Origin of the sequence: Streptomyces sp. DH10 (genome assembly GCF_029813805.1) — a bacterium.
Lineage (GTDB): Bacteria > Actinomycetota > Actinomycetes > Streptomycetales > Streptomycetaceae > Streptomyces > Streptomyces coeruleofuscus.
On record NZ_JARVKU010000038.1, the window covers coordinates 1 to 23,621 of the forward strand.

At 70.8% G+C, this 23,621-nt stretch carries 19 protein-coding genes and 1 riboswitch; of the genes, 12 read left to right on the plus strand and 7 right to left on the minus strand.

The annotated features are described in order from the left end of the window. Window positions 1-64: 64 nt before the first annotated feature. Complete coding sequence (locus QC385_RS41650) at window positions 65-298, minus strand: DUF7455 domain-containing protein (RefSeq protein ID WP_059417413.1); 234 nt, start codon at window positions 296-298, stop codon at window positions 65-67. A gap of 442 nt (window positions 299-740) precedes the next feature. Between QC385_RS41650 and QC385_RS41655 the strand changes: the two genes are divergently transcribed. From QC385_RS41655 to QC385_RS41680, 6 genes are all read left to right on the plus strand, one after another. After that, window positions 741-2,864, plus strand: a complete 2,124-nt coding sequence (locus QC385_RS41655; RefSeq protein WP_279546621.1) for a DNA gyrase/topoisomerase IV subunit B — start codon at window positions 741-743, stop codon at window positions 2,862-2,864. Between the two features lie 498 nt (window positions 2,865-3,362). After that, window positions 3,363-3,887: a CcdC protein domain-containing protein gene (locus QC385_RS41660; protein ID WP_279546622.1), complete on the plus strand. Its 525-nt coding sequence runs from the start codon at window positions 3,363-3,365 to the stop codon at window positions 3,885-3,887. Then, window positions 3,884-5,035: a sensor histidine kinase gene (locus QC385_RS41665; protein WP_279546623.1), complete on the plus strand. Its 1,152-nt coding sequence runs from the start codon at window positions 3,884-3,886 to the stop codon at window positions 5,033-5,035. Before QC385_RS41660 ends, QC385_RS41665 begins: the two co-directional genes overlap by 4 nt. Continuing rightward, entirely contained in the window at window positions 5,032-5,715 is a 684-nt protein-coding gene (locus QC385_RS41670) for a response regulator transcription factor (protein WP_279546624.1), read from the plus strand. The genes QC385_RS41665 and QC385_RS41670 overlap by 4 nt, the downstream gene beginning before the upstream one ends. Window positions 5,716-5,784: 69 nt before the next feature. Further along, window positions 5,785-6,345, plus strand: a complete 561-nt coding sequence (locus QC385_RS41675; RefSeq protein ID WP_279546625.1) for a DUF485 domain-containing protein — start codon at window positions 5,785-5,787, stop codon at window positions 6,343-6,345. Beyond that, window positions 6,342-7,934 carry a solute symporter family protein gene (locus QC385_RS41680; RefSeq protein ID WP_279546626.1) on the plus strand — a complete coding sequence of 531 codons (1,593 nt, stop codon included), beginning with the start codon at window positions 6,342-6,344 and terminating at the stop codon, window positions 7,932-7,934. Before QC385_RS41675 ends, QC385_RS41680 begins: the two co-directional genes overlap by 4 nt. 139 nt (window positions 7,935-8,073) lie before the next feature. Here the strand turns inward: QC385_RS41680 and QC385_RS41685 are convergent, their stop codons facing one another. The 4 genes from QC385_RS41685 to QC385_RS41700 form a co-directional block, all read right to left on the minus strand. Beyond that, entirely contained in the window at window positions 8,074-8,754 is a 681-nt protein-coding gene (locus QC385_RS41685; RefSeq protein ID WP_086845712.1) for a response regulator, read from the minus strand. Continuing rightward, window positions 8,754-10,424, minus strand: a complete 1,671-nt coding sequence (locus QC385_RS41690; RefSeq protein WP_279546627.1) for a sensor histidine kinase — start codon at window positions 10,422-10,424, stop codon at window positions 8,754-8,756. The genes QC385_RS41685 and QC385_RS41690 overlap by 1 nt, the downstream gene beginning before the upstream one ends. A gap of 104 nt (window positions 10,425-10,528) precedes the next feature. Then, on the minus strand, window positions 10,529-11,473 hold the full coding sequence (locus QC385_RS41695; RefSeq protein ID WP_279546628.1) for a sucrase ferredoxin: 945 nt from the start codon (window positions 11,471-11,473) through the stop codon (window positions 10,529-10,531). Between the two features lie 53 nt (window positions 11,474-11,526). Next, a complete protein-coding gene (locus QC385_RS41700; protein ID WP_279546629.1) occupies window positions 11,527-12,786 on the minus strand; it encodes a citrate synthase family protein in 1,260 nt (419 codons plus the stop codon). 120 nt (window positions 12,787-12,906) lie between these two features. Between QC385_RS41700 and QC385_RS41705 the strand changes: the two genes are divergently transcribed. After that, window positions 12,907-14,067 (plus strand): citrate synthase/methylcitrate synthase, encoded by a 1,161-nt coding sequence (locus QC385_RS41705; protein ID WP_279546630.1) that lies wholly within the window; start codon window positions 12,907-12,909, stop codon window positions 14,065-14,067. A 297-nt stretch (window positions 14,068-14,364) separates the two neighbouring features. Beyond that, window positions 14,365-15,423 (plus strand): CobW family GTP-binding protein, encoded by a 1,059-nt coding sequence (locus QC385_RS41710; RefSeq protein ID WP_279546631.1) that lies wholly within the window; start codon window positions 14,365-14,367, stop codon window positions 15,421-15,423. Window positions 15,424-15,440: 17 nt separating this feature from the next. On the opposite strand, the gene QC385_RS41715 is transcribed toward QC385_RS41710, so the two are convergent. After that, complete coding sequence (locus QC385_RS41715) at window positions 15,441-17,897, minus strand: DNA gyrase/topoisomerase IV subunit A (RefSeq protein ID WP_279546632.1); 2,457 nt, start codon at window positions 17,895-17,897, stop codon at window positions 15,441-15,443. Between the two features lie 456 nt (window positions 17,898-18,353). On the opposite strand from QC385_RS41715, the gene QC385_RS41720 reads away from it, so the two are divergent. The 4 genes from QC385_RS41720 (at window position 18,354) to QC385_RS41735 (ending at window position 23,170) form a co-directional block, all read left to right on the plus strand. Then, on the plus strand, window positions 18,354-19,748 hold the full coding sequence (locus tag QC385_RS41720) for a M16 family metallopeptidase (RefSeq protein WP_279546654.1): 1,395 nt from the start codon (window positions 18,354-18,356) through the stop codon (window positions 19,746-19,748). Beyond that, complete coding sequence (locus QC385_RS41725) at window positions 19,745-21,133, plus strand: M16 family metallopeptidase (RefSeq protein ID WP_279546633.1); 1,389 nt, start codon at window positions 19,745-19,747, stop codon at window positions 21,131-21,133. The genes QC385_RS41720 and QC385_RS41725 overlap by 4 nt, the downstream gene beginning before the upstream one ends. A gap of 192 nt (window positions 21,134-21,325) precedes the next feature. After that, window positions 21,326-21,489, plus strand: a riboswitch (cyclic di-AMP (ydaO/yuaA leader). A gap of 13 nt (window positions 21,490-21,502) precedes the next feature. Further along, window positions 21,503-22,288: a M23 family metallopeptidase gene (locus QC385_RS41730; RefSeq protein WP_279546634.1), complete on the plus strand. Its 786-nt coding sequence runs from the start codon at window positions 21,503-21,505 to the stop codon at window positions 22,286-22,288. Between the two features lie 186 nt (window positions 22,289-22,474). Beyond that, on the plus strand, window positions 22,475-23,170 hold the full coding sequence (locus tag QC385_RS41735) for a GntR family transcriptional regulator (protein ID WP_279546635.1): 696 nt from the start codon (window positions 22,475-22,477) through the stop codon (window positions 23,168-23,170). Between the two features lie 159 nt (window positions 23,171-23,329). Here QC385_RS41735 and QC385_RS41740 read toward each other — a convergent pair whose 3' ends face one another. Continuing rightward, window positions 23,330-23,611 carry an HPr family phosphocarrier protein gene (locus QC385_RS41740; RefSeq protein WP_003993478.1) on the minus strand — a complete coding sequence of 94 codons (282 nt, stop codon included), beginning with the start codon at window positions 23,609-23,611 and terminating at the stop codon, window positions 23,330-23,332. Between the last annotated feature and the right edge of the window lie 10 nt (window positions 23,612-23,621).

A 23,621-nucleotide genomic window follows, 5' to 3' on the forward strand; every position in this document is an offset into this window, starting at 1 on the left:
GTAGCGGAGGCAGCCGCCCGTTCACCGGCCTGTGCCGTGCTGGCTCGTCGTCGGACGCGAGGTGTCAGCGCTCTTCTTCGGAGGCGGCAGTCGCGGGAGCGGACGTCAGCCGCTCCGTCTCGTCCTGTATCTCAGCGGCGATCTTCTTGAGTTCCGGCTCGAACTTGCGCCCGTGGTGGGCACAGAAGAGCAGTTCTCCGCCGCTGAGCAGGACGACGCGCAGGTACGCCTGGGCGCCGCAGCGGTCGCAGCGATCAGCGGCCGTCAACTGGCTCGCAGGGGTCAGAACAGTAGTCACGTCGCCTCTTCTCTAGCTCGACGAGCTGTCGTACCAGGGTCAACATCCAACCAGCCCCAAAACGTTCCCGCTCGTGGCTTTTCCTCGAAAGAATCTTTGCGAGGCGGCTGTCTGCTGCCGGTTGGCGGCGAATGTGCCGTATTGCGTGTCTATGTGTCTTACGGAGCTTCGCGTTGTATCGGTGGTCGGTCCTCCCGGCTGGGTTGCCGGTTGTTCATGAGGACGTGCCCGGAGCCTAAATGGTTCATGCCTGGAAGGGAACGTGATGTGTGCTTCACTCCAACGAGGGATCGAACAGGCATACGAGTCTGGACTAGGGTGAGTTTCCGACGAGGGTGGCGTTACAACGGCTCTACCAGGCCTCGGTACCCTCTCACCGGTGACTGAAGCCGCGCCCTTACCCATGAGGGCCCCATCTGAAATTCAGCGAGGAGCGAACCGCGTGACCGCCGAGACGTCCGTGCCGTCCACAGCTCTGCTGGCAGGAGCAGACCGGGACGGGTCCAACTACACCGCGCGGCACCTGCTCGTCCTCGAGGGGCTCGAGGCCGTGCGGAAGCGCCCCGGAATGTATATCGGGTCGACTGACAGCCGTGGCCTGATGCACTGCCTCTGGGAGATCATCGACAACTCCGTCGACGAGGCCCTCGGCGGCTACTGTGACCACATCGAGGTCATCCTCCAGGATGACGGCTCGGTCGAGGTCCGGGACAACGGCCGGGGCATCCCGGTCGATGTTGAGCCCAAGACCGGCCTCTCCGGTGTCGAGGTCGTCATGACCAAGCTGCACGCCGGCGGCAAGTTCGGCGGCGGCTCCTACGCCGCATCCGGTGGTCTGCACGGCGTCGGCGCCTCCGTGGTGAACGCCCTGTCCGCCCGTCTGGACATCGAGGTGGACCGCGGTGGACACACCCACGCGATCAGCTTCCGGCGTGGTGTCCCCGGTGCCTTCGCCGGGAACGGCCCCGACGCCAAGTTCGAGGCCAAGAGCGGCCTGCGCAAGGCCAAGAAGATCCCCAAGACCCGCACCGGCACGCGCGTGCGGTACTGGGCCGACCGGCAGATCTTCCTCAAGGACGCCAAGCTCTCCCTGGAGAACCTGCACCAGCGCGCCCGCCAGACCGCGTTCCTGGTGCCCGGCCTGACCATCGTCGTGCGCGACGAGTACGGGCTCGGCGAGGGCGGCAGCAAGGGCGAGGAGTCCTTCCGCTTCGACGGTGGAATCAGCGAGTTCTGCGAGTACCTGGCGAACGACAAGCCGATCTGCGACGTCCTCCGCTTCTCCGGATCGGGCTCCTTCAAGGAGACCGTCCCGGTCCTGGACGACCACGGCCAGATGACGCCCACCGAGGTCACCCGCGAACTCGGCGTCGACGTCGCGCTGCGCTGGGGCACCGGCTACGACACGACGCTCAGGTCGTTCGTCAACATCATCGCGACCCCCAAGGGCGGTACGCACGTCGCCGGCTTCGAGCAGGCCGTCGCCAAGACGATGAACGAGGTGCTGCGCACCAAGAAGCTCCTGCGCGTCGCCGAGGACGACATCGTCAAGGACGACGCCCTGGAGGGCCTGACCGCGGTCGTCACCGTGCGTCTCGCCGAGCCGCAGTTCGAGGGCCAGACCAAGGAGGTCCTCGGGACGTCGGCGGCCCGCCGCATCGTGAACAACGTGGTCACCAAGGAGCTCAAGGCCTTCCTGACGTCCACGAAGCGGGACGCCGCCCAGCAGGCCCGCGTGGTCATGGAGAAGGCCGTCGCCGCGGCCCGTACGCGCATCGCCGCCCGGCAGCACAAGGACGCGCAGCGCCGCAAGACGGCCCTGGAGTCCTCCTCGCTGCCGGCCAAGCTCGCAGACTGCCGCAGCGACGACGTCGACCGCAGCGAACTGTTCATCGTTGAGGGCGACTCCGCGCTCGGCACGGCGAAGCTGGCCCGGAACTCCGAGTTCCAGGCGCTCCTGCCGATCCGGGGCAAGATCCTCAACGTCCAGAAGTCGTCCGTGACGGACATGCTCAAGAACGCCGAGTGCGGCGCGATCATCCAGGTCATAGGAGCTGGGTCGGGCCGCACCTTCGACATCGACACGGCCCGCTACGGCAAGATCATCATGATGACCGACGCCGACGTCGACGGCTCGCACATCCGCACACTGCTGCTGACCCTGTTCCACCGCTACATGCGGCCCATGGTCGAGGCCGGCCGGGTCTTCGCGGCGGTGCCCCCGCTGCACCGCATCGAGATCGTCCAGCCGAAGAAGGGACAGGACAAGTACGTCTACACGTACTCGGACCGGGAACTGCGGGACAAGCTCATGGACCTCCAGAGCAAGGGCGTCCGCTACAAGGACTCGATCCAGCGCTACAAGGGTCTCGGCGAGATGGACGCCGACCAGCTGGCCGAGACGACCATGGACCCGCGCCACCGCACTCTGCGCCGGATCAACCTCTCCGACCTCGAGGCCGCCGAGCAGGTCTTCGATCTGCTGATGGGCAACGACGTCGCGCCGCGCAAGGAGTTCATCTCCAACTCGGCGGCGACGCTGGATCGGTCGCGGATCGATGCGTAGCCGCTGCGCTGGGCTTCGGCCGGGCAAAGCAGGACAGGGCGGGGCTGGGTGCTGGTGATCTGAGCGGGGCGGGTGCTGGTCGGGGTCGGTGCCGGTGTCGGTTGGGTTTTGGTGTTGGCCTGAGCTGGGGCTGACAGAGCCAGGTATCGGCGGGAGCTGGGGCTGACAGCGCCAGGGATCGGCAGGTGCTCGGGCTGGTTCCGGTTGGCCGGCTCGGCCGGGAAGCCGGCGCATGGCTCCGTGGCATGCCTGGAAGCCGGCGCATGCTGCTCTTGCCATGCCTGGTGTTACGGGCCGACCGGCTTGGACGACCCGGCCCGCATGCGGCCCAGGCCGCCGTGTCCAGGCCGTTTCTCCACCCTTGGGTGGAGAGACGCACCGTCGGAGATCCACCCACGGTCCACCCGTACTCCGATCCCGTGAACTGGCCATTTCCGTAGCGTCGAAGGCGTCGGCGGCAACGCTGCCGGCATCCCTTTCTCGCTCACGGAGGTTGTGATGTCCGGGCTCGTCGACGCGCTGGTGATCGTGCTCGTTGCCGTGCTGGTGATCGCCCGGCAGTTCCGCGCAACCCCCATCGACGGCGAGCGCCGCCGGTGGCTCCTGCCCGCGATTCTGGCCGTCGTCGCACTGCGCGAGCCCGGCGTACTCGACGCCCATCACCACACGACCTCGGCGCTTTTGCTCGGCGTCGAACTGCTCGTCGGCCTGGCCATCGGGGCCGGTTGGGCCTGGACCACCCGCATTTGGGTGCAGCCGGACGGCACGGTATGGAGCAAGAGCAGCAGCGCGAGCGTCGCCGTCTGGGGCGTCGGAATCGGACTGCGCGCCGGGCTCTTCGTGCTCGGTGCCGCGATGGGCGTTCACCAGGACAGCTCGGCCCTGCTGCTGGGGCTTGCCGGCACCTTGCTCGCACGGGCCGGAATCCTGGCCCGGCGCGGTCGGTTGTCAGGCCCTGCCGTGAAGTCGGGCCGGGCGTACGGTGACAGCACGGTGCGGCCTGCGGGGAGGGAGCGCGTGTGAAGGAGAACGCCTGGACACGCTGGCCTTCCCGGGAGGCGCTCAGCCGCGAGGGACTCTCACGCTCCCGGTGTCTGCTGGCCTGGACGGTGAGGGCACTGGTCCTCGGTGTGCTGATGTGGGGTGCCTTCGCCGGGACCGAGATACGCGGCTGGAAGGCGGCGGCCGGAGCCGGAGGGGTGCTTGTGGCGGCACTGCTCGCCTGGGCGTTCTTCCGGACCACGCTCCAGCACCGCCTGTGGCCGTCGCTGGCGTTGCTCGCGCTGCTTCAGGGCGTCGCCGTCGCGGCCCAGATGTCGGGGTTCAAGGTCGCGGCCCTGGTCATGTGGTGCGGATGTGCCGTCTCGGCACTGGAGCGACTCCCACCGGCAGTCGCCCTCAGCGCGGCGGGCGTGGCACTCGGTTCGTTCGGGGCCGTGAACAACGACGACGTGCTGACGTCCGTCGTCACCGGCCTGGGCCTCACCCTGGCCGGATACACGCTGCGCCTGGATGCCGAGGCCCGCGGCAGCGCACAGCGGCTGCTCGCCCAGGAGCGGGCCGCGCGGGCGGCCGAGGCGGAGACGGCGGCGCTAGCCGAACGGGCCCGTATAGCGCGGGAGATTCACGACGTGCTGGCACACAGCCTGTCCGCCCAACTCGTGCACTTGGAGGCGGCCCGGTTGCTGATCGAGCGTGGCGGGGAACGGGAGCAGGTTCTCGAACGAGTGGTGGCGGCACGGAAGATGGCGCGTGGCGGGCTCGCCGAGACGCGGCAGGCGCTCTCCGCCCTGCGCGGGGACCTGACCCCGCTGGAGGAGTTCCTGAACCAGTTGGCGGGCGCGGCCGACGGCGCCGAGATCACCATCACGGGTGAACGCAGGGCACTGCCGGCCGAGGCTTCTCAGGCTGTGCGCAGAGCGGCTCAGGAAGCTCTGACGAACGCCCGCAAGCACGCCCCGGGCGCCAAGGTGCGCCTGAGGCTCGACTACAGCCCGCACGAGGTGACCCTGGATGTGCGGGACTCGGGTGGCTCGCCGGGCGACCTGACCGGGACGGGAGCCGGGTACGGTCTGCTGGGCATGCGGGAGCGAGCCGAGTTGCTGGGCGGTTCGTTCGAGGCCGGGCCGGGCGAGGAGGGGTTCATGGTGACGTTGAAGGTGCCGGTATGACGGAAGAGGCCGAGCGGAAGCCCGCTCGGGTGGTGGTCGCGGACGACCAGACCGTGGTGCGGGAGGGCATCGTGATGCTGCTTGGTCTGCTGCCCGGGATCGAGGTCGTCGGCGCGGCGGGGGACGGCGAGGAGGCGGTGCGGCTCGTCGCGGAAGTCGCCCCGGACGTGGTGCTGATGGACCTGCGCATGCCTCGCTGCGACGGAGTGGAGGCGACCCGCAGGATCCGCGCGGAGCACCCCGGGACGCAGGTCGTGGTGCTCACGACGTATGCCGACGACGAGTCGCTCTTCCCGGCCCTGGCTGCGGGAGCGCGCGGCTATCTCACGAAGGACGCCGACGGAGAGGAGATCGTGCGGGCCGTGCACAGCGTGCTGTCCGGGGACGCGGGTCTCTCGCCGAGCATCCAGAGGCGGCTGCTGGAGCGGCTGACGGAGACTGAGGCGAGACAGGCCGCACCCCCTGAGGCGCCGGACGGGCTCACCGTGCGGGAGACGGAGGTGCTGCTGCTCATCGCCGAAGGGCTCAGCAATCAGGAGATCGGCCGCAGGCTGCATGTCTCCACCGCGACCGTGAAGACCCACATCAATAACCTCTTCGCCAAGACGGGGCTCAAGGACCGTGCGCAGGCGGTGCGTTACGCCTACGGAAAGGGACTGGTGCGGCCACCAGTGGGTTGAGTCACCTGATGGGGTGAAGAGCAAGGGGAAGAAGAGTCGGGGATCTTCCCGTTCTGTCCATCCTTGGGCATGCAGCCAAGCAAGGGCCGTCCCCGTAGAGACGGGGCCGGCCAGGAAAGTCCGGTCGAGCCACTCGACGGTGCCGGCCCGGTCCCGGCCGATGAGGCCGGGCGCCTCAGGTACGACGATCCCTGGTACGACGCCCTCGCCTCCGGCTGGGGCGAGGCGGCGGGTGCCGGGGTGCCGGATCCGGCCGTGGTCCCGTCGGCACGGAGGGAGGGCGAGACCGGGGTCGCTGCGGCCGATGTGTATCTGGAGGTGCGGCGCAGCGAGGCCTTCCAGGAGGTGCGGCGGCGGTACCGGAGGTTCGTGGTGCCGGCCTTCGTGGCCTTCTTCGCCTGGTACGTGGGCTACGTGGTGGCTGCCACGACCGCGCCGGAGCTGATGGCGCGGCCCGTGGCGGGAGCGGTGAACGTGGCGCTTCTGGCGGGGCTCGGGCAGTTCCTGAGCACGTTCCTGTTCACCTGGGCGTACGCCCGGCACGCGCGGCTGCGCAGGGACCGGGCGGCGCTCGAACTGCGCTGGGACACACAGGAGCTGACGCGCGGCGTCAACGGCGGTGTCTCGTGACGGATGACCACCAGACGCTGGCGCTGCTGATGTTCAGCGGGTTCGTCGCGGTCACGCTGGCGATCACGACTTGGGTGAGCCGCAAGCGGCGTGGTTCGGCGGAGGAGTTCTACGCGGGCGGGCGGCTCTTCTCACCCATGGAGAATGGTTTTGCCATCGCCGGTGACTACATGTCGGCCGCCTCCTTCCTGGGGGTCACCGGGCTCATCGCGCTGTACGGCTATGACGGTCTGCTGTATGTCGTCGGCTTCCTCGTGGCCTGGCTGGTGGTGCTGTTCCTCGTGGCCGAACTGGTCCGTAACTGCGGACGGTTCACGCTCGCGGACGTCGTGGCGGCGCGGATGAGGGAGCGGCCGGTACGGATCGCGGCGGGAACGTCCTCGGTCACCGTGTCCGTTCTGTATCTGGTGGCGCAGATGGTCGGCGCGGGCAGCCTGGTGGCGCTGCTGCTCGGGGGCACGAGTGAGGCGGCGCGGGCCTGGACCGTCATCGGCGTCGGCGCGCTCATGGTGATCTACGTGTCGTTGGGAGGGATGCGGGCGACGACGTGGATCCAGATCGTCAAAGCCGTCCTGCTGCTCGGCGGCACGATCGCGCTGACGGTGCTCGTCCTGATGCGCTTCCACGGCGACCTGGACCGGCTGCTGCTCACGGCGGCGGAGCGCAGCGGTCACGGGCAGGCGTTTCTGGCGCCCGGGCTGAAGTACGGCGGGGACTGGACCGCCCGTTTCGACTTCATCAGTCTGGGGCTTGCCCTGGTGCTGGGCACGGCCGGGCTCCCGCACATCCTGTCCCGCTTCTACACCGTGCCCACCGCGCGCGCCGCACGTCGCTCGGTCGTGTGGGCCGTCGGGCTCATCGGCGGCTTCTACCTGATGACGATCGTGCTCGGATTCGGCGCGGCCGCCATCGTGGGTCCGGACGCGGTACGCGGGTCGAACGCGGCCGGGAACACGGCCGTTCCGCTGCTGGCGCTCGATCTGGGCGGTGGTGCCGGATCCACGGGTGGAACGGTTCTCTTCGCGATCGTCGCCGCGGTCGCCTTCGCCACGATCCTCGCCGTGGTCGCCGGTATCACGCTCGCGTCCTCGGCGTCGGTGGCCCACGACCTGTACGCGTCCCTCAGGCGCCGGCGCGGCAAGCCCCGTAGCGAGGTGGCCGTGGCCCGTGTCGCGGCCGTCGGTGTCGGCGTGGTGGCGATCGCCCTCGGGCTGCTGGCGCGGGACCTCAACGTCGCGTTCCTGGTGGGCCTCGCCTTCGCCGTCGCCGCGTCGGCGAACCTTCCGGTGCTGCTCTACTCCCTGTTCTGGAGCCGCTTCACCACACGCGGCGCCGTGTGGGCCGTCTACGGCGGTCTGGTCCCGGCCCTGGTGCTCGTGGTGCTGTCCCCGGTGGTTTCCGGAAGCCCCGACTCGCTGTTCCCGAGCGTCGACTTCCAGTACTTCCCGTTGCAGAACCCGGGCCTGGTCTCGATCCCGCTGGGCTTCCTCGCGGGCTGGCTGGGCACGGTCACCTCGGCGGAGGTCCCGGACGAGGCCAGGCACGCGGAGACGGAGGTGCGGTCGCTGACCGGGGCGGGAGCGGCGTAGGGGGCGGGGCCTTCACCGGCGTACGGTTACGGCGCACCCCGACATCAAGAACGCCAGGCTCGATCTCGCGCGGACCCGCACGACGGAGTTCGCGAAGAAGGCCACGGGCCGACAGCCGAAACGGCCTCAGACGGACCGCCTAGGCGCGGGTCGCCCACACGTAACGGTGTTCCGGGCGGCCCGCGTCGCCGTACTTGAGGGTCAGTCTGGCCCGTCCCGTGCGTTCCAGGAGCTTCAGATAGCGCTGGGCGGTCTGGCGGCTCACCCCGGTCCGCTCGGCGATCTCCTGGGCGGACAGCGGCCCGTCCGCGTTCATCAGGGACTGACGGACCAGCTCCGCGGTGGTGGGGGAGTGGCCTTTGGGCAGATCCGGCTCGGAGGGGGTGGACAGCGCCCCGAAGATGCGGTCGACCTCGGCCTGCTCCGCCTCCCCGCCGCCGTCGAGGGTGCGGCGCAGTTCCGCGTACGCCTCCAGCTTGGAGCGCAGGCCGGCGAAGGCGAACGGCTTGACCAGGTACTGCAACGCGCCGTGCCGCATCGCCGCCTGCACGGTGGAAACGTCCCGGGCCGCAGTCACCATGATCACGTCGGTCTGGTGGCCGCGCCGGCGCATCTCCTGGACGACCGCGAGCCCCGTCTCGTCGGGCAGGTAGTGGTCCATGAGCACCAGGTCGAGCCGGGGCAGCGTCTCCAACTGACGCAGCGCGTCCGCGGCGCTGTGGGCCTCGCCGGCGACATGGAAGCCCGGCACCTTCTCGACGTAGGCGGCGTTGACCCGCGCGACCCTGGTGTCGTCGTCCACGACCAGCACCTCGATCATCACGACTCCTCCTTGGCGGTCTGTGGAGCTGACGGCACGGTCAGGGCAGGTTCCGGGCCCGGCTGGGCCAGCGCCTCGGGCAGGACGACGGTGAACTCCGCGCCTCCGCCGTGCGCCTCGCCGACGGTCGCGCTGCCCCCCTGCCGCTCGGCGAGCCTGCGCACCAGGGAGAGCCCGATGCCCCGCTCACGGTGCGCCGGCGGCTTCTTCGTGGACCATCCCTCGGTGAAGATCAACTCTCGGTGCTCCGGCGGGATTCCCGGCCCCGTGTCGCGCACCCGGAGGATCGCCGTACGCCCCTCGACGCGCAGTTCGACCTCCACGCGCGCGTGCGGCTTGCCCGCGACGGCGTCGAGGGCGTTGTCCACCAGGTTGCCGACGACGGTGACGAGCCCCTGGGGGTCGATCAGCCGGTCGGGCAGCCGGGTCCGGTCCGACACCCACAGTGCTACGCCCCGCTCGGCCGCGACGGTCGCCTTGCCGACCAGCAGGGCGGCGAGCAACGGGTCCTCGATCCGCTCGGTGACCTGCTCCGCGGTCGCCCGGTGGTCGCCGACCACTTCGCCGACGAACTCCACGGCGTCGTCGTACATCTCCAGCTCGAGGAGCCCCAGGAGCGTGTGCATACGGTTGGCGTGCTCGTGGTCCTGCGCGCGCAGCGCGTCGATCAGACCGCGGGTGGAGTCGAGCTCGCGGCCCAGCTGCTCCAGCTCTGTGCGGTCGCGCAGGGTGGCCACGGCGCCGCCGTCGTCGGTGGGCATGCGGTTGGCGACCAGCACCCGCTGGCCGCGGACGGTGAGCAGGTCCGTGCCGGCCACGCGCCCGGCCAGCACGTCGGCCGTGCGGCCCGCGCCGAGCGCCTCGTCGGGGGAACGGCCCACCACAGCGTCCCCGATGCCCAGCAGACGCTGCGCCTCGTCGTTGACGAGCCGGATGCGGCCGGTGCGGTCCAGGGCGACGACGCCCTCCCGGATGCCGTGCAGCATCGCCTCGCGTTCCGACAGCAGCGACGCGATGTCCGAGAAGGCCAGGTCCCTGGTCTGCCGGTGGACCCGCCGGGAGATGAGCCACGCGGCCAGCGCGCCTACGGCCAGGGCACCGCCGGCGTACGCGAACAGCCCCGGGATCGCGTGGATCAGCCGGGCCCGGACGCTGTCGTAGGCGATGCCGACCGAGACGGCGCCGACGACCGTGCCGTCGCTGTCCCGCAGCGGCACCTTGCCGCGGGCCGAGCGGCCCAGGGTCCCGCTGTCGATCTCCATGACCTCCTTGCCGGCCAGGGCCTGGCCGGGGTCGGTCGAGACGATGCCGCCGATCTGCTTCGGGTCGGTGTGCGACCACCGCACGCCCCGCCAGTCCATCACCACGATGTACTCGGCCTTGGTGGCCTTCCGGATCCGCTCGGCCTCCTTCTGCACCGGGCCGTTCGGTGCGGGAGGCGTGTCCCGCACCTCCTCCGCGAGGCCCGGCTGCTGCGCGGTGGTCTGCGCGATGGCGAGTGCCCGGCGCATCGCCTGGTCGTCCAGCTGGTCGCTCAGGGGCGCGAGGAACAACCCGGTCGCGAGGACCGCGACTCCCGCGGCGATCGCCACTTGCATCAGCAGCACCTGCGAGAACACCCGCCGGGGCAGGCCGAGGCGCAGGCGGCGTGCGGGGGGAGTGGGGCTCATACCCAAGAAGGTACGTGGGGCCGGCTACCTGCCGTAATGGGTGTGGCGTGGATCTCTTGATCAATGCTTGAGGAGACGACCCGGACCCGAGGCCGGCGGACCGGTCAGCTCGCCAGCGCCGTCGTCACCCTCACCTCGTGCACCGCCACGACGTCCATCCGCGCGGGCGAACCGAGGACTGCCGCCCCGCAGCTCTCCGGCCGGGGCGGCAGGGCCGCGCCTTGGGCCACCTCGACCTGCCAGTGGCGCCCGTCGGTGTGCGCGACGGTCACCTCCCAGCGCGGGGCCGTGCCGACCGTCCGTACGACGCTCAGCGCCTCCGCGGCGTTTTCGCCCGTCCTGGTGCGCACGGCGAGCTCTGCCGCCTGACCGGGCCGTTCCCAGGCCGAACTGCCCCGGCACCCCTCCACGACGATCCGCCCCTCCCGGGCGCTGTGCAGAACCTCCTTGAGGGTGTGCGCCTCGGCGCGGCCGTACGCGTATCCGTACGGCAGTACGAGCACCGTCGGGGAGAAACGGTGACCACCCAGATGGGTGACCTCCCAGACGCCCTCGACCCCGGACGTGGCGAGTTCGGCCGCGAGGGGCCGGCCGAGGAGGGCGCAGCAGCGGTCGCGCTTGCCGTTGGTGCAGACGAGGGCGAGCGGCTCGCCGTCGTGGGGCCGTCCGCCGAGCACCGCGTCGAAGGAGCGGTGCTCGCCCCGGCCGAGTGCGGCGAAATCGAGGTCGAGGAGCTGCCCGGGGTCCGAGATCGTCGCGCCGTGCAGCCAGACGTTTCCCGGAACGGTGTGGGCCGCGTACACCCGGCGTGCGGCGGGCATCCGGCGGTCCGCGTGGCGCCCGGGGCGGCGGATGAGCACGATCCGCACGCCTGTGTCCTTCGCCGCTGCCTCCAGGGCGCGGCCCAGGGCGGGGTCCAGGTGGCTCGAAGTGAGCGCCTTGGCACCCCATGGACCGGGCTGTTCCAGCAACAGCCAGGTCCTCGCGGTGGCCGCGGTTCCCGAAACGGGCTCGTCGGAGTCCCGGGAGACGCTTGAACACGTACTCACAGAGGTGAGCCTAACCTGACTTGGCTCGCGGCGGCTCTCGGCCCCGCCCTGAGCTACTCCGGTAGTGGCTGAGGCGGCTTGGGACCGGCGTAGAGACCGCTCGGGCGCATGCGCAGCGGCCGCTCGCCGTACTCCTCCAGGGCGTGGGCGATCCAGCCCGCCGTACGGGCCACCGCGAAGATCGTCTCGCCCGCGGTCGGGGGCATGCCGCAGGACGTGGTGAGCACGGCGAGCGCCAGGTCGACGTTGGCGTGCAGCGGGGCGTGGCGGGCGGTGGTCTCGACGATGTCCCGGGCCGCGAGGAGGGCGGGTTCCGCGCGCGGGATCTGCTCCAGGAGGGCGAACAGGGCACGCGCGCGTGGGTCCTCGCCCGGGTAGAGCCGGTGGCCGAGTCCCGGGATGCGGCGTCCGGCGCGCAGTTCGTCCGCGATCACGGGCGCGGCGTCGCCCTGGTCGAGCACGTCGACGAGCAGCCGGTGGGCGAGCCCGCTGGCCGCGCCGTGCAGCGGGCCCTCGATCACGCCGAGTCCGGCGGAGACCGCCGCGTACGCGTGGGCGCGGGCCGACGCCGCGACGCGCACCGCCAGCGTGGAGGCGGCCAGGTCGTGGTCGACGAGGAGGGCGAGGGCGGTGTCCAGGGCGCGCAGGGACGCCTCGTCGGGGTCCTTGCGCGGCGACAGCCGGGTCCACAGGCGGCGGGACACGGGGCCCTCGTCGCGGCGGTCGTGTCCCGCCGGCGGCAGAGCGGCGACGAGCGTGGGAATGAGGGTGCGCGCCGTGCCGAGCACGGCGTCCTCGGACAGGTCGTAGCGCAGCGGGTCGGCGGTCGCTGCGGCGATGGTCGCGACGCGCAGCAGGTCGGTGGGCGCGGCGTGTTCGGGCAGCGTGCCGACGGCGCGGCGCGCGACGGCGACCGAGGCGGCCGGCGCGGTGAACGTGGTGTCCGGACGCATCCGGCCGGTCCACAGCCACTCGGCGACCTCCTCGTAGCTGTGCCGGGTGGCCAGGTCGACGGCGTCGACACCGCGGTAGTAGTAGCGGTCGCTCTCGATGAGTGTGATGCGGGTCCGTACGGACAACTCGCCGCAGGAGGGGGAACTGCCCGGGGCTTCCCTCCTGTTGCGCCGGGCGAGCGCCTCGACCTCCCCGGCGTCGAAGGTGCTGCCCCGTCCGCCCGTCACCCGCCGGCTGCTGAGCTGACCGCGGCTCACGTACGCGTACACGGTCTGCGGCTTCACGCCGAGCAGCTCGGCGGTCTCCTTGGTGCTCAGCCGCCGTTCCGCGTCGCGGTGGGCGGGTTCTTGATCGCGCATGGGGGTCACCGTATCCGTCTAGCGGAACCATTGACCGATCTATTGATCGAATCAATATTGACACAACTTGAGTCAACCATGGACAGTCGAATCAAGTACAGGGGGTCCAGGGAGGAAGACATGTCCGTCAACAGGTCCGCATCTGCTCTCATCGACGCACCGCGGGGACTCGCCGGTGTCGTCGTCACCGACACCCGGATCGGTGACGTCCGTGGTGTCGAGGGCTTCTACCACTACCGGCAGTACTCCGCCGTCGACCTCGCGCGGACCCGCACCTTCGAGGATGTCTGGCACCTGCTCGTCCACGGCGAACTGCCGGACGCCCGGCAGAGCGCGGTCTTCACGGTGGAGACCGCGGCGCTGCGGCGGCTGCCCGACGAGGTGCGAGCGGCGCTGCCGGCCATCGCGGCGGCCGGCGGGCGCTCCGGCCCGCTCGCCGGGATGCGCACGGCACTGTCGCTGCTGGGCGCCGCCAAGGGATTCCGGCCCGTGTACGACATCGATGCCGACCGGCGCAGGCAGGACACCCTCGAGGCGGCAGCGGCCGTACCCACGCTGCTCACCGCGCTGCACCGGCTGGAGAAAGGTCTCGAGCCGGTGGAGCCGCGCGTGGACCTGTCGTACGCGGCCAACTACCTGTACATGTTGACCGGCTCGGTGCCGGCCGAGCAGCACGCACGGGCGATCGAGCAGTATCTGATCTCAACCATTGATCACGGATTCAATGCGTCAACCTTCACGGCCCGGGTCATCGCGTCGACCGGTGCGGACGTGGCGGCATGCCTCGCCGGCGCGGTGGCGGCGCTGTCGGGGCCGTTGCACGGCGGTGCGCCCAGCCGCGCGCTGGACACCCTGGACGCGATCGGCACCCCGGACCGGATCGACTCCTGGGTACGGCAGAGGGTGCTCTCCGGTGAGCGCATCATGGGCTTCGGGCACGCGATCTACCGCACGGAGGACCCGCGGTCGCGGATGCTGCGCGAGGTCGCCCAGGGGTTCGGCGGTCCGCGGGTGGACTTCGCCGTGGAGGTCGAGCGGCACGTCGAGGCGATCCTGGCGGAGCTGAAGCCGGGCCGCGAACTCCACACCAACGTCGAGTACTACGCGGGCGTGGTCATGGAACTCTGCGGCCTGCCCCGGGAGATGTTCACACCGACGTTCGCCGCCGCGCGCGCGGTGGGCTGGAGCGCCAACATCCTGGAACAGGCGGAGGACACGAAGATCATCAGGCCGGTGGCGCGCTATGTGGGGCCGGCTCCGCAGGTGAGTGGCAGCGCCTGAGTGCCTGCCGCACGTCACGGTGGAGAGCGTGTTGAGCGGACCGGCGAACGGTGGGCGCCGCTGGCCGTCTCCCAGCGTGCCGAGCGGCTCTGATCGGCGGGAGGCGAGAGGAGGCGCACGGAGGGAAGCGAGAGTCCACAAACCGGCGCCATGGCCAACGTCTGCCCCGCGAGTGCTGCTGACAGTCGGTCACTTCGTCGCGATTCCCGCGGCTCGTATCCTGGGGCGGCATCCCATCCTCGTACGTGTGCCGGAAACGTAAGCCGGTGCACGCGTCGGCGTGAGAGAGGTCGTACGGTGAGCCTGCCGAGCCCGGAACCGCAGCAGATCCCGGTCGTCGTCCTGGCCGGATTCCTCGGCTCGGGAAAGACCACACTCCTCAACCACCTCCTCCACCGCAGTGGCGGCAGTCGCATCGGCGCCATCGTCAACGACTTCGGGGCCATCGAGATCGACGCGATGGCCGTGGCGGGAGCGCTCGGAGACTCCACGGTCTCGCTGGGCAACGGGTGTCTGTGCTGTGCCGTCGACGCTAGCGAGCTGGACGAGTACCTGGAACGCCTCGCGGAGCCCTCCCTAGGCATCGACGTCATCGTCATCGAGGCGAGCGGGCTGGCCGAGCCGCAGGAACTCGTGCGGATGGTGCTCGCCAGCGAGCACCCCGGGATCGTGTACGGCGGGCTCGTCGAGGTCGTAGACGCCGCCGAGTTCGACGACACCCGGTCCAGGCATCCCGAGATCGACCGGCACCTCGCGCTGGCCGATCTCGTCGTGGTCAACAAGTACGACCGGGCGGCGGACGGCGAACGCGTCCTCGGACTGGTCCGCTCCCTCGTCGACCGCGCCGCCGTCGTCCCGGCCTCCTACGGCCGGATCGACCCCGAGTTCCTCTTCGACTGCCGGCCGAGCGAGGAGCGCATCGGGCAGCTGTCCTTCGACGACCTGCACGAGCACGGCACGGACGACCACGCCGGGCACCTGCACAGCGCCTACGACAGCCTGTCGTTCGTCTCGCGGGAGCCCCTCGACCCGCGCCGGCTGATGGAGTTCCTCGACAGCCGGCCCGAAGGGCTGTACCGGATCAAGGGCTACGTCGACTTCGGGCCGTACGACGTGCTGAACCGCTACGCCGTCCATGCCGTCGGGCGGTTCCTGCGCTTCTACCCGGAGCCCTGGCCGGCCGGCGGCGAGCGCCTCACCCAGCTGGTGCTCATCGGCTCCGGCATCGACTCCTCCGCCCTCGACAAGGAACTCGGCGCGTGCAGGAGCGACGCCCCACACGCCGACGAGCGCGGCATGTGGGGCGTCCTCAGGTACGTACAGAATCCGGAGGAGGACCCGGCAGAGCCTGCCTGAGCCCTCCGCCGGGGGCTCTAGACGGGTCCCGCCACCACGGCCACCGTCTTCGCCAGGGACACACCCGAGCCGTCACGCCGCGGGTCCATCTCCGGGAGGTCGGCCGGTGTGCCGTTCTTCTGCGCGGCGAGGGCGGGGGCCGGGCCCGCCCAGGCCAGGGACAGGCAGTCCTCGCCCTTCAGGAACCGCTGGCAGCGGACGCCGCCGGTGGCGCGGCCCTTGCGCGGGTACTGGTCGAACGGGGTCATCTTGGCCGTCGTCTGCACGGAGTCGTCCAGCGTGCCCCGCGAGCCGGCGACGGTGAAGACGACGGCGTCCACCGCCGGGTCCACCGCCGTGAACGAGATGACCTTGGCGCCCTCGGTGAGCTTGATGCCGGCCACGCCGCCGGCCGGGCGGCCCTGCGGCCGGACCTGGGACGCCTGGAAACGCAGCAACTGGGCGTCGTCCGTGATGAAGACCAGATCCTCCTCCCCGGTGCGCAGCTCGACCGCGCCGACGATCCGGTCGCCCTCCTTGAGGGTGATCACCTCGAGCTCTTCCTTGTTGGCCGGGTAGTCCGGCACCACGCGCTTGACGACGCCCTGTGCCGTGCCGAGCGCCAGGCCCGGCGACGACTCGTCGAACGTCGTCAGGCACACCACCGTCTCGTCGTCCTCCAGGGAGACGAACTCCGCCAGCGGGGCGCCTCCCGCGAGGTTCGGCGTCGGCATCGACTCCGGCAGCTGGGGCAGGTCGATCACGTTCAGCCGCAGCAGCCGGCCAGCGGACGTGACCGCGCCCACCTCGCCGCGGGCGGTGGCCGGCACCGCCGAGACGATCACGTCGTGCTTCACGCGCTTGGCGCCGGCGTCCTCCGGGAACGGCTCGCCGTTCGCCGTGCGGGCCAGCAGCCCCGTCGAGGACAGCAGCACCCGGCACGGGTCGTCGGCCACCTGGAGCGGCACGGCGGCGACCGGGGCCCCGCCCGACTCCAGCAGGACCGTACGCCGGTCGGTGCCGAACTTCTTGGCGACGTTGGCCAGTTCGGTGGAGACCAGCTTGCGCAGCTCCGTGTCCGAGTCCAGGATCCTGGTCAGTTCCTCGATCTCCGCGTTGAGCCGGTCCTTCTCCGCTTCCAGCTCAATGCGGTCGTACTTGGTCAGGCGGCGCAGCGGAGTGTCGAGGATGTACTGCGTCTGCACCTCGCTCAGCGAGAACTGCTCCATCAGGCGCTGCTTGGCCTGCGCGGAGTTGTCGCTGGAGCGGATGAGGCGGATGACCTCGTCGATGTCCAGCAGGGCCGTCAGCAGGCCCTCGACCAGATGCAGCCGGTCGCGCTTCTTGCCGCGGCGGAACTCCGAACGCCGCCGCACGACGTTGAAGCGGTGGTCGAGATAGACCTCCAGCAGCTCCTTCAGACCCAGCGTGAGCGGCTGGCCGTCGACCAGGGCGACGTTGTTGATTCCGAAGGACTCCTCCATCGGCGTCAGCTTGTACAGCTGCTCCAGGACCGCCTCCGGCACGAAGCCGTTCTTGATCTCGATGACCAGGCGCAGGCCGTGGGCGCGGTCGGTGAGGTCCTTGACGTCGGCGATGCCCTGAAGCTTCTTCGAGCCCACCAGGTCCTTGATCTTGGCGATCACCTTCTCCGGGCCGACCGTGAACGGCAGCTCGGTGACCACGAGACCCTTGCGGCGGGCCGTCACGGCCTCCACGGACACCGTGGCGCGCATCTTGAACGAGCCGCGGCCCGTCTCGTAGGCGTCCCGGATGCCGGACAGGCCGACGACGCGGCCGCCGGTGGGCAGGTCGGGGCCCGGGACGTGCTTCATCAGGGCGTCGAGATCCGCGTTCGGGTACCTGATCAGGTGGCGGGCGGCGGCGATCACCTCCCGCAGGTTGTGCGGCGGCATGTTCGTGGCCATACCGACCGCGATGCCCGAGGCGCCGTTGACCAGGAGATTCGGGAAGGCGGCCGGCAGCGCCACCGGCTCCCGCTCCTGGCCGTCGTAGTTGGGGTTGAAGTCGACGGTGTCCTCTTCGATGGACTCCGTCATCAGGCTCGTCGCCTCGGCCATCCGGCACTCGGTGTACCGCATGGCGGCCGGCGGGTCGTCGTTGCCCAGCGAACCGAAGTTGCCGTGGCCGTCGACCAGGGGGACGCGCATCGAGAAGGGCTGGGCCATGCGCACGAGGGCGTCGTAGATCGACGTGTCGCCGTGCGGGTGCAGCTTGCCCATCACCTCGCCGACGACGCGGGCGCACTTGACGTACCCGCGCTCGGGGCGCAGGCCCATCTCGTTCATCTGGTAGACGATGCGGCGGTGCACCGGCTTGAGGCCGTCGCGCGCGTCGGGCAGAGCGCGGGAGTAGATGACCGAGTACGCGTACTCGAGGAAGGAGCCCTGCATCTCGTCGACGACGTCGATGTCGAGGATTCTCTCCTCGTACGAGTCGTCGGGCGGCGGGGTCTTCGTGCTGCGGCGGGCCATCGCTGCCGGCTCCTTGCTGAAGCGTGGAACGAGATCTGACGCCGACCATTGTGGACCGCCGCACTGACAACCGGGACCAGGACCCTGTCTACGGCCCCACCGACAGGGGTTGGCCACGGGCCGAGGGTGCCGCTCGCCGGGCCGCCGCGGCCGCCGGGGCCCCGTCGGAGAACTGCCGTGGGCCGGCCCGCCCGCGCTCTTCCGTCCGGCGTCCTCCCGACTCCGGGCGGCCTGCCGTGTGCCGGGATGACCGTACGCGGACACCGCGGTGACCGGGCCCCGGGAGAGGCACGCCGTCACCACGGCACACCGCCACGGCCGCTTCCCTCTCACGCTCTCCGCGTACGCCCCTCGGGAACTTCACCAGGGCCCCGCACGCTTGCATACAGTGGCAGGACTCGCCAGGAAAACCGCGGTTCGAGCGACCGCGCCGCGATCGAAGGGACGTACATGCCCATGGGTCACACGGCCACAGCCCAGGCAGGCTCCGGGGGCCTGACAGCGACCGAGCACCGCCTGGCCAACGGCCTGCGCGTGGTGCTCTCCGAGGACCACCTGACCCCGGTCGCGGCGGTGTGCCTCTGGTACGACGTCGGCTCGCGCCACGAAGTCAAGGGGCGTACCGGGCTGGCTCACCTTTTCGAGCACCTCATGTTCCAGGGTTCCGGCCAGGTGAAAGGCAACGGCCACTTCGAGCTCGTCCAGGGCGCGGGCGGCTCGCTGAACGGCACCACCAGCTTCGAGCGGACCAACTACTTCGAGACCATGCCCGCCCACCAGCTGGAGCTCGCCCTCTGGCTGGAGGCCGACCGCATGGGCTCCCTGCTGGCCGCGCTCGACGACGAGTCGATGGAGAACCAGCGGGACGTCGTCAAGAACGAGCGCCGGCAGCGCTACGACAACGTCCCCTATGGCACCGCCTTCGAGAAGCTGACCGCCCTCGCCTACCCGGAGGGCCACCCCTACCACCACACCCCGATCGGCTCGATGGCCGACCTGGATGCGGCCACCCTGGAGGACGCGCGCGCGTTCTTCCGCACCTACTACGCGCCGAACAACGCCGTGCTCTCCGTGGTCGGCGACATCGACCCGGAGCAGACCCTGGCCTGGATCGAGAAGTACTTCGGCTCCATCCCCGGCCACGACGGCAAGCCCGCGCCCCGGGACGGCGCGCTTCCGGAGATCATCGGCGAGCAGCTGCGCGAGGTCGTCGAGGAGGAGGTGCCGGCGCGCGCCCTGATGGCCGCCTACCGGCTGCCGCACGACGGCACGCGCGCGTGCGACGCGGCCGACCTGGCCCTCACCGTCCTCGGCGGCGGCGAGTCCTCCCGCCTGTACAACCGCCTCGTTCGGCGCGACCGTACGGCCGTGGCGGCGGGCTTCGGCCTGCTGCGGCTCGCCGGGGCGCCCTCCCTGGGGTGGCTGGACGTGAAGACGTCCGGTGACGTGGAGGTCCCGGTCATCGAGTCCGCCATCGACGAGGAGCTCGCCCGGTTCGCCGAGGAGGGCCCCACGGCCGAGGAGATGGAGCGCGCCCAGGCCCAGCTGGAGCGCGAGTGGCTGGACCGGCTCGGCACGGTCGCCGGCCGCGCCGACGAGCTGTGCCGGTACGCCGTTCTGTTCGGCGACCCGCAGCTCGCCCTGACCGCCGTGCAGCGCGTGCTGGAGGTGACGGCGGAGGAGGTCCAGGAGGTCGCCAAGGCCTGCCTGCGGCCCGACAACCGTGCGGTGCTCGTCTACGAGCCGATCGCCCCGGCCGACCCGGAGGCCGAGAGCGCGGAAGGCACCGAAGACCCGGAGTCCGCGGCGACCGTGGAAGCCACCGACGAGAACGAGGAGGCGGCGAAGTGACCGAGCTCGCCACGATGGATTTCCACCCCCAGCCGCAGGGGGGCGAGCCGAAGCCCTGGGCGTTCCCGGCTCCTGAGCGCGGCACGCTCGGCAACGGCCTGACGGTTCTGCGCTGCCACCGCCCCGGCCAGCAGGTCGTCGCCGTGGAGGTGCTGCTGGACGCACCCCTGGACGCCGAGCCGGCCGGTCTCGACGGCGTGGCCACGATCATGGCCCGGGCCTTCTCCGAGGGCACCGACAAGCACTCCGCCGAGGAGTTCGCCGCCGAGCTGGAGCGCGCCGGCGCCACCCTCGACGCGCACGCCGACCACCCCGGCGTCCGGATCAGCCTGGAGGTCCCGGCCTCCCGGCTCGCCAAGGGGCTCGGCCTGATCGCCGACGCCCTGAGGGCACCCGCGTTCGCGGACAGCGAGGTCGAACGGCTGGTCCGCAACCGCCTCGACGAGATCCCGCACGAGATGGCCAACCCCGGCCGCCGTGCCGCCAAGGAGCTTTCCCGGGAGCTGTTCCCGGCGGGCTCGCGCATGTCGCGGCCCCGCCAGGGCACCGAGGAGACGGTCGCCGCGATCGACTCCGCGGCCGTACGCGCCTTCTACGAGAGGCACGTCAGGCCCGCCACGGCCACCGCCGTGGTCGTCGGTGACCTCACCGGCATCGACCTCGACGCCCTGCTCGGCGACACGCTGGGCGCCTGGACCGGCTCCGCGGCCGAGCCGCGCCCGGTACCGCCGGTGACCGCCGACGACACGGGCCGGGTCGTCATCGTGGACCGCCCGGGCGCCGTCCAGACACAGCTGCTGATCGGCCGGATCGGCCCGGACCGGCACGACCGTGTGTGGCCCGCGCAGGTGCTCGGCACGTACTGCCTGGGCGGCACCCTCACCTCCCGCCTGGACCGCGTGCTGCGCGAGGAGAAGGGCTACACCTACGGGGTGCGGGCCTTCGGCCAGGTCCTCAGGTCCGCCCCGGACGGGACCGGTGCCGCGATGCTCGCCATCAGCGGTTCCGTGGACACGCCCAACACGGGCCCAGCCCTCCAGGACCTCTGGACGGTGCTGCGCACCCTCGCCGCCGGGGGGCTGACCGACGCCGAGCGGGACGTCGCCGTGCAGAACCTGGTCGGCGTGGCGCCGCTGAAGTACGAGACCGCGGCGGCCGTCGCGGGCACGCTGGCCGACCAGGTCGAGCAGCACCTGCCCGACGACTACCAGGCCACGCTGTACCGGCAGCTCGCCGCGACCGGCACCGTGGAGGCCACCGCGGCGGCCGTCAGCGCCTTCCCGGTGGACCGTCTGGTGACCGTCCTCGTCGGTGACGCGGCGCAGATCAAGGGCCCCGTCGAGGCCTTGGGCATCGGTGAAGTCTCGGTCGTCGCCGCCGAGTAGGAGCACGCGCGCGCAGGGGCCCTGGTTGTCTTCTAAGGCACCAGGGCTCCTTTATGCCCGAATTGGTGCGGAGGTTGCCTGTCTGCCCTGTGGGATGCGCTACAAAAACCGGGATCCGTTTGGGAATTGAAAGTGGCCCCGCTTAGGTTCGTCCGGGCTGTTCGTCAGGCAGTGCGCCGCACCCGCGGCACCGGACAGTCATCGCCGAGTCCCCGTACGGCGCGAGCCAGGGGAGCCGGGGACCCAACTCAGTCCCTGGGGTGAATCGGACGCCCGCGCGAGCCGCGAGGGGGTCCGTAGGAGACCTTCCTGCTCCGAACCCGTCAGCTAACCCGGTAGGCGAGAAGGAAGGAAAGGACCAGCCACTCCATGGCGTTCACCCGCGCCACCGGGAAGCATCGTCGTCCCAGCCGTATGCAGCGCGGCACGGCCCGCGCCGCGGGCGTCGCGGCCCTCGCCACCACCGGCGTCATCGGCACCGTGGCCGCCCCGGCCTTCGCCGCCGAGCCCGCCGTCGAGCAGACCGGTCTCACCCCCGTCGTCACCATGGGCGGCACCGTGGCCGAGCAGATCGACGCCCAGGCCGCCGCCCAGAAGCAGGCCGCCGAGGAGGCCGCCGCCAAGAAGAAGGCCGAGGAGGCCGCCCGCAAGCGGGCCGCCGAGGCGGCCGAGGAGGCCAAGGAGGCGGCCGAGAAGGCCCGTGAGGCCAAGGAGCGCGCCGCCCGCGAGGCCGAGCGCAAGCGCCTCAACACCTTCGTGTCCCCGATCTCCGGCTCGTACATCTCCACCGGCTACAAGGCCGGCGGCGCCGTCTGGTCCTCCGGCAGCCACACCGGCGTCGACTTCCACGCCGCCAGCGGCACCTCCGTCCACTCCGTCGGCATGGGCACGGTCGTCGAGGCCGGCTGGGGCGGTTCCTACGGCAATCAAGTAGTGATCAAGATGAACGACGGGACGTACACCCAGTACGGCCACCTGTCGTCCGTCGGTGTCTCGGTGGGCCAGCAGGTCACTCCGGGGCAGCAGATCGGCCTGTCCGGCGCGACCGGCAACGTCACCGGTGCGCACCTGCACTTCGAGGCCCGTACGAGCCCCGAGTACGGCTCCGACATCGACCCCGTCGCCTACCTCCGCTCGCACGGCGTGAACGTCTGACGGCGTACCACCGCGTTACCCGAGGCCCCGGCTCCCGAGCCGGGGCTTTCGGCGTTTGTGACGCGTGGCTGTCCAAAAAATATCCATGGATTCCGGTCCGCCGTCGGAAATTCCGGCTCATTGCAATAGAGTCACGGAACACGCGTCACTCGTCGACGTTTCACGGGGATTAAACGGAGGTCGGTCATGCGTATTCCCGCGCACTCGGTGTGCACGGCCATCCGGGACGACATCGTCGCGGGTGTCTACGAGCGCGGCAGCCGGCTGACCGAGGAACTCCTCGCCCGCCGCTACGGTGTCTCGCGCGTCCCCGTCCGGGAGGCCCTGCGCACCCTGGAGGCCGAGGGCTTCGTGGTGACCCGGCGGCACGCGGGCGCGTGCGTCGCCGAACCCACCGAGCAGGAGGCCGCCGACCTGCTGGAGATGCGGACGCTGCTGGAGCCGCTCGGCGCCGCCCGCGCCGCCCAGCGCCGAACCGAGGCCCATCTGAAGGTCCTGCGTGGCCTGGTCAGGCTCGGCCAGGAGCGCGCTCGCCGGGGCAACAGCGACGACCTGCGCTCCCTGGGCGGCTGGTTCCACGAGACGCTCGCGCAGGCCTCCGGCAGCCCCTCGCTGACCTCGACGCTCACCCAGCTCCGCCACAAGATCGCCTGGATGTACACCGTCGAGGCGCCGGCCGGTCCCGTGGAGTCCTGGACCGAGCACGGCGCGATCGTGGACGCGGTGGCGCGCGGTGACAGCGAGCGCGCGCGGGCGGTCACGGCGCTGCACGCCGAGCGCGCGACGGGTGCGCACCGGCTGCGTTTCGGCTTCGCCGGGGAGCGGGCCGAGCGTGTGAGGAACTCGCAACATCCCGTAAACACGGCGAGCCTGCGGCATTAACACGAGAGCCGTATACAAAGAGCAGGTAATTCGCGGGGGATTATTTCTGCTGCCCGTGAACGGGAATTCGACCACCCGTGACCGGAAAAGGCCGAAGGGCCCGCCCGAGGAATTCGGACGAGCCCTTCAGTGGTGCACCGGATCAGGTGCGGAAAAAACTCAGACAGTCTCGGGCAGTTCCTCGAGACCCTCGGAGACCAGCTTCGCCAGCCGGTCCAGAGCGGCGTCAGCGCCCTCGGCGTCGGAGGCGAGGACGATCTCCTCGCCCCCCTGGGCGCCGAGGCCGAGGACGGCCAGCATGGAGGCCGCGTTGACGGGGTTGCCGTCTGCCTTGGCGATCGTCACCGGGACGCCTGCGGCCGTGGCGGCTCGGACGAAGATGGAGGCGGGGCGGGCGTGGAGGCCCTCGGCCCAGCCGACGTTGACGCGGCGCTCAGCCATGTGTTGCTGC

Bases quoted from the DNA above. Each gene is read 5' to 3' on its own strand.
- QC385_RS41705 (WP_279546630.1), top strand. From the start codon at position 12,907: ATGTCCGTCAACAGGTCCGCATCTGCTCTCATCGACGCACCGCGGGGA.
- QC385_RS41735 (WP_279546635.1), top strand. From the start codon at position 22,475: ATGCGTATTCCCGCGCACTCGGTGTGCACGGCCATCCGGGACGACATC.
- QC385_RS41715 (WP_279546632.1), bottom strand. From the start codon at position 17,897: ATGGCCCGCCGCAGCACGAAGACCCCGCCGCCCGACGACTCGTACGAG.
- QC385_RS41720 (WP_279546654.1), top strand. From the start codon at position 18,354: ATGGGTCACACGGCCACAGCCCAGGCAGGCTCCGGGGGCCTGACAGCG.
- QC385_RS41740 (WP_003993478.1), bottom strand. From the start codon at position 23,611: ATGGCTGAGCGCCGCGTCAACGTCGGCTGGGCCGAGGGCCTCCACGCC.
- QC385_RS41685 (WP_086845712.1), bottom strand. From the start codon at position 8,754: ATGATCGAGGTGCTGGTCGTGGACGACGACACCAGGGTCGCGCGGGTC.
- QC385_RS41660 (WP_279546622.1), top strand. From the start codon at position 3,363: ATGTCCGGGCTCGTCGACGCGCTGGTGATCGTGCTCGTTGCCGTGCTG.
- QC385_RS41700 (WP_279546629.1), bottom strand. From the start codon at position 12,786: ATGCGCGATCAAGAACCCGCCCACCGCGACGCGGAACGGCGGCTGAGC.
- QC385_RS41730 (WP_279546634.1), top strand. From the start codon at position 21,503: ATGGCGTTCACCCGCGCCACCGGGAAGCATCGTCGTCCCAGCCGTATG.
- QC385_RS41690 (WP_279546627.1), bottom strand. From the start codon at position 10,424: ATGAGCCCCACTCCCCCCGCACGCCGCCTGCGCCTCGGCCTGCCCCGG.
- QC385_RS41670 (WP_279546624.1), top strand. From the start codon at position 5,032: ATGACGGAAGAGGCCGAGCGGAAGCCCGCTCGGGTGGTGGTCGCGGAC.
- QC385_RS41675 (WP_279546625.1), top strand. From the start codon at position 5,785: ATGCAGCCAAGCAAGGGCCGTCCCCGTAGAGACGGGGCCGGCCAGGAA.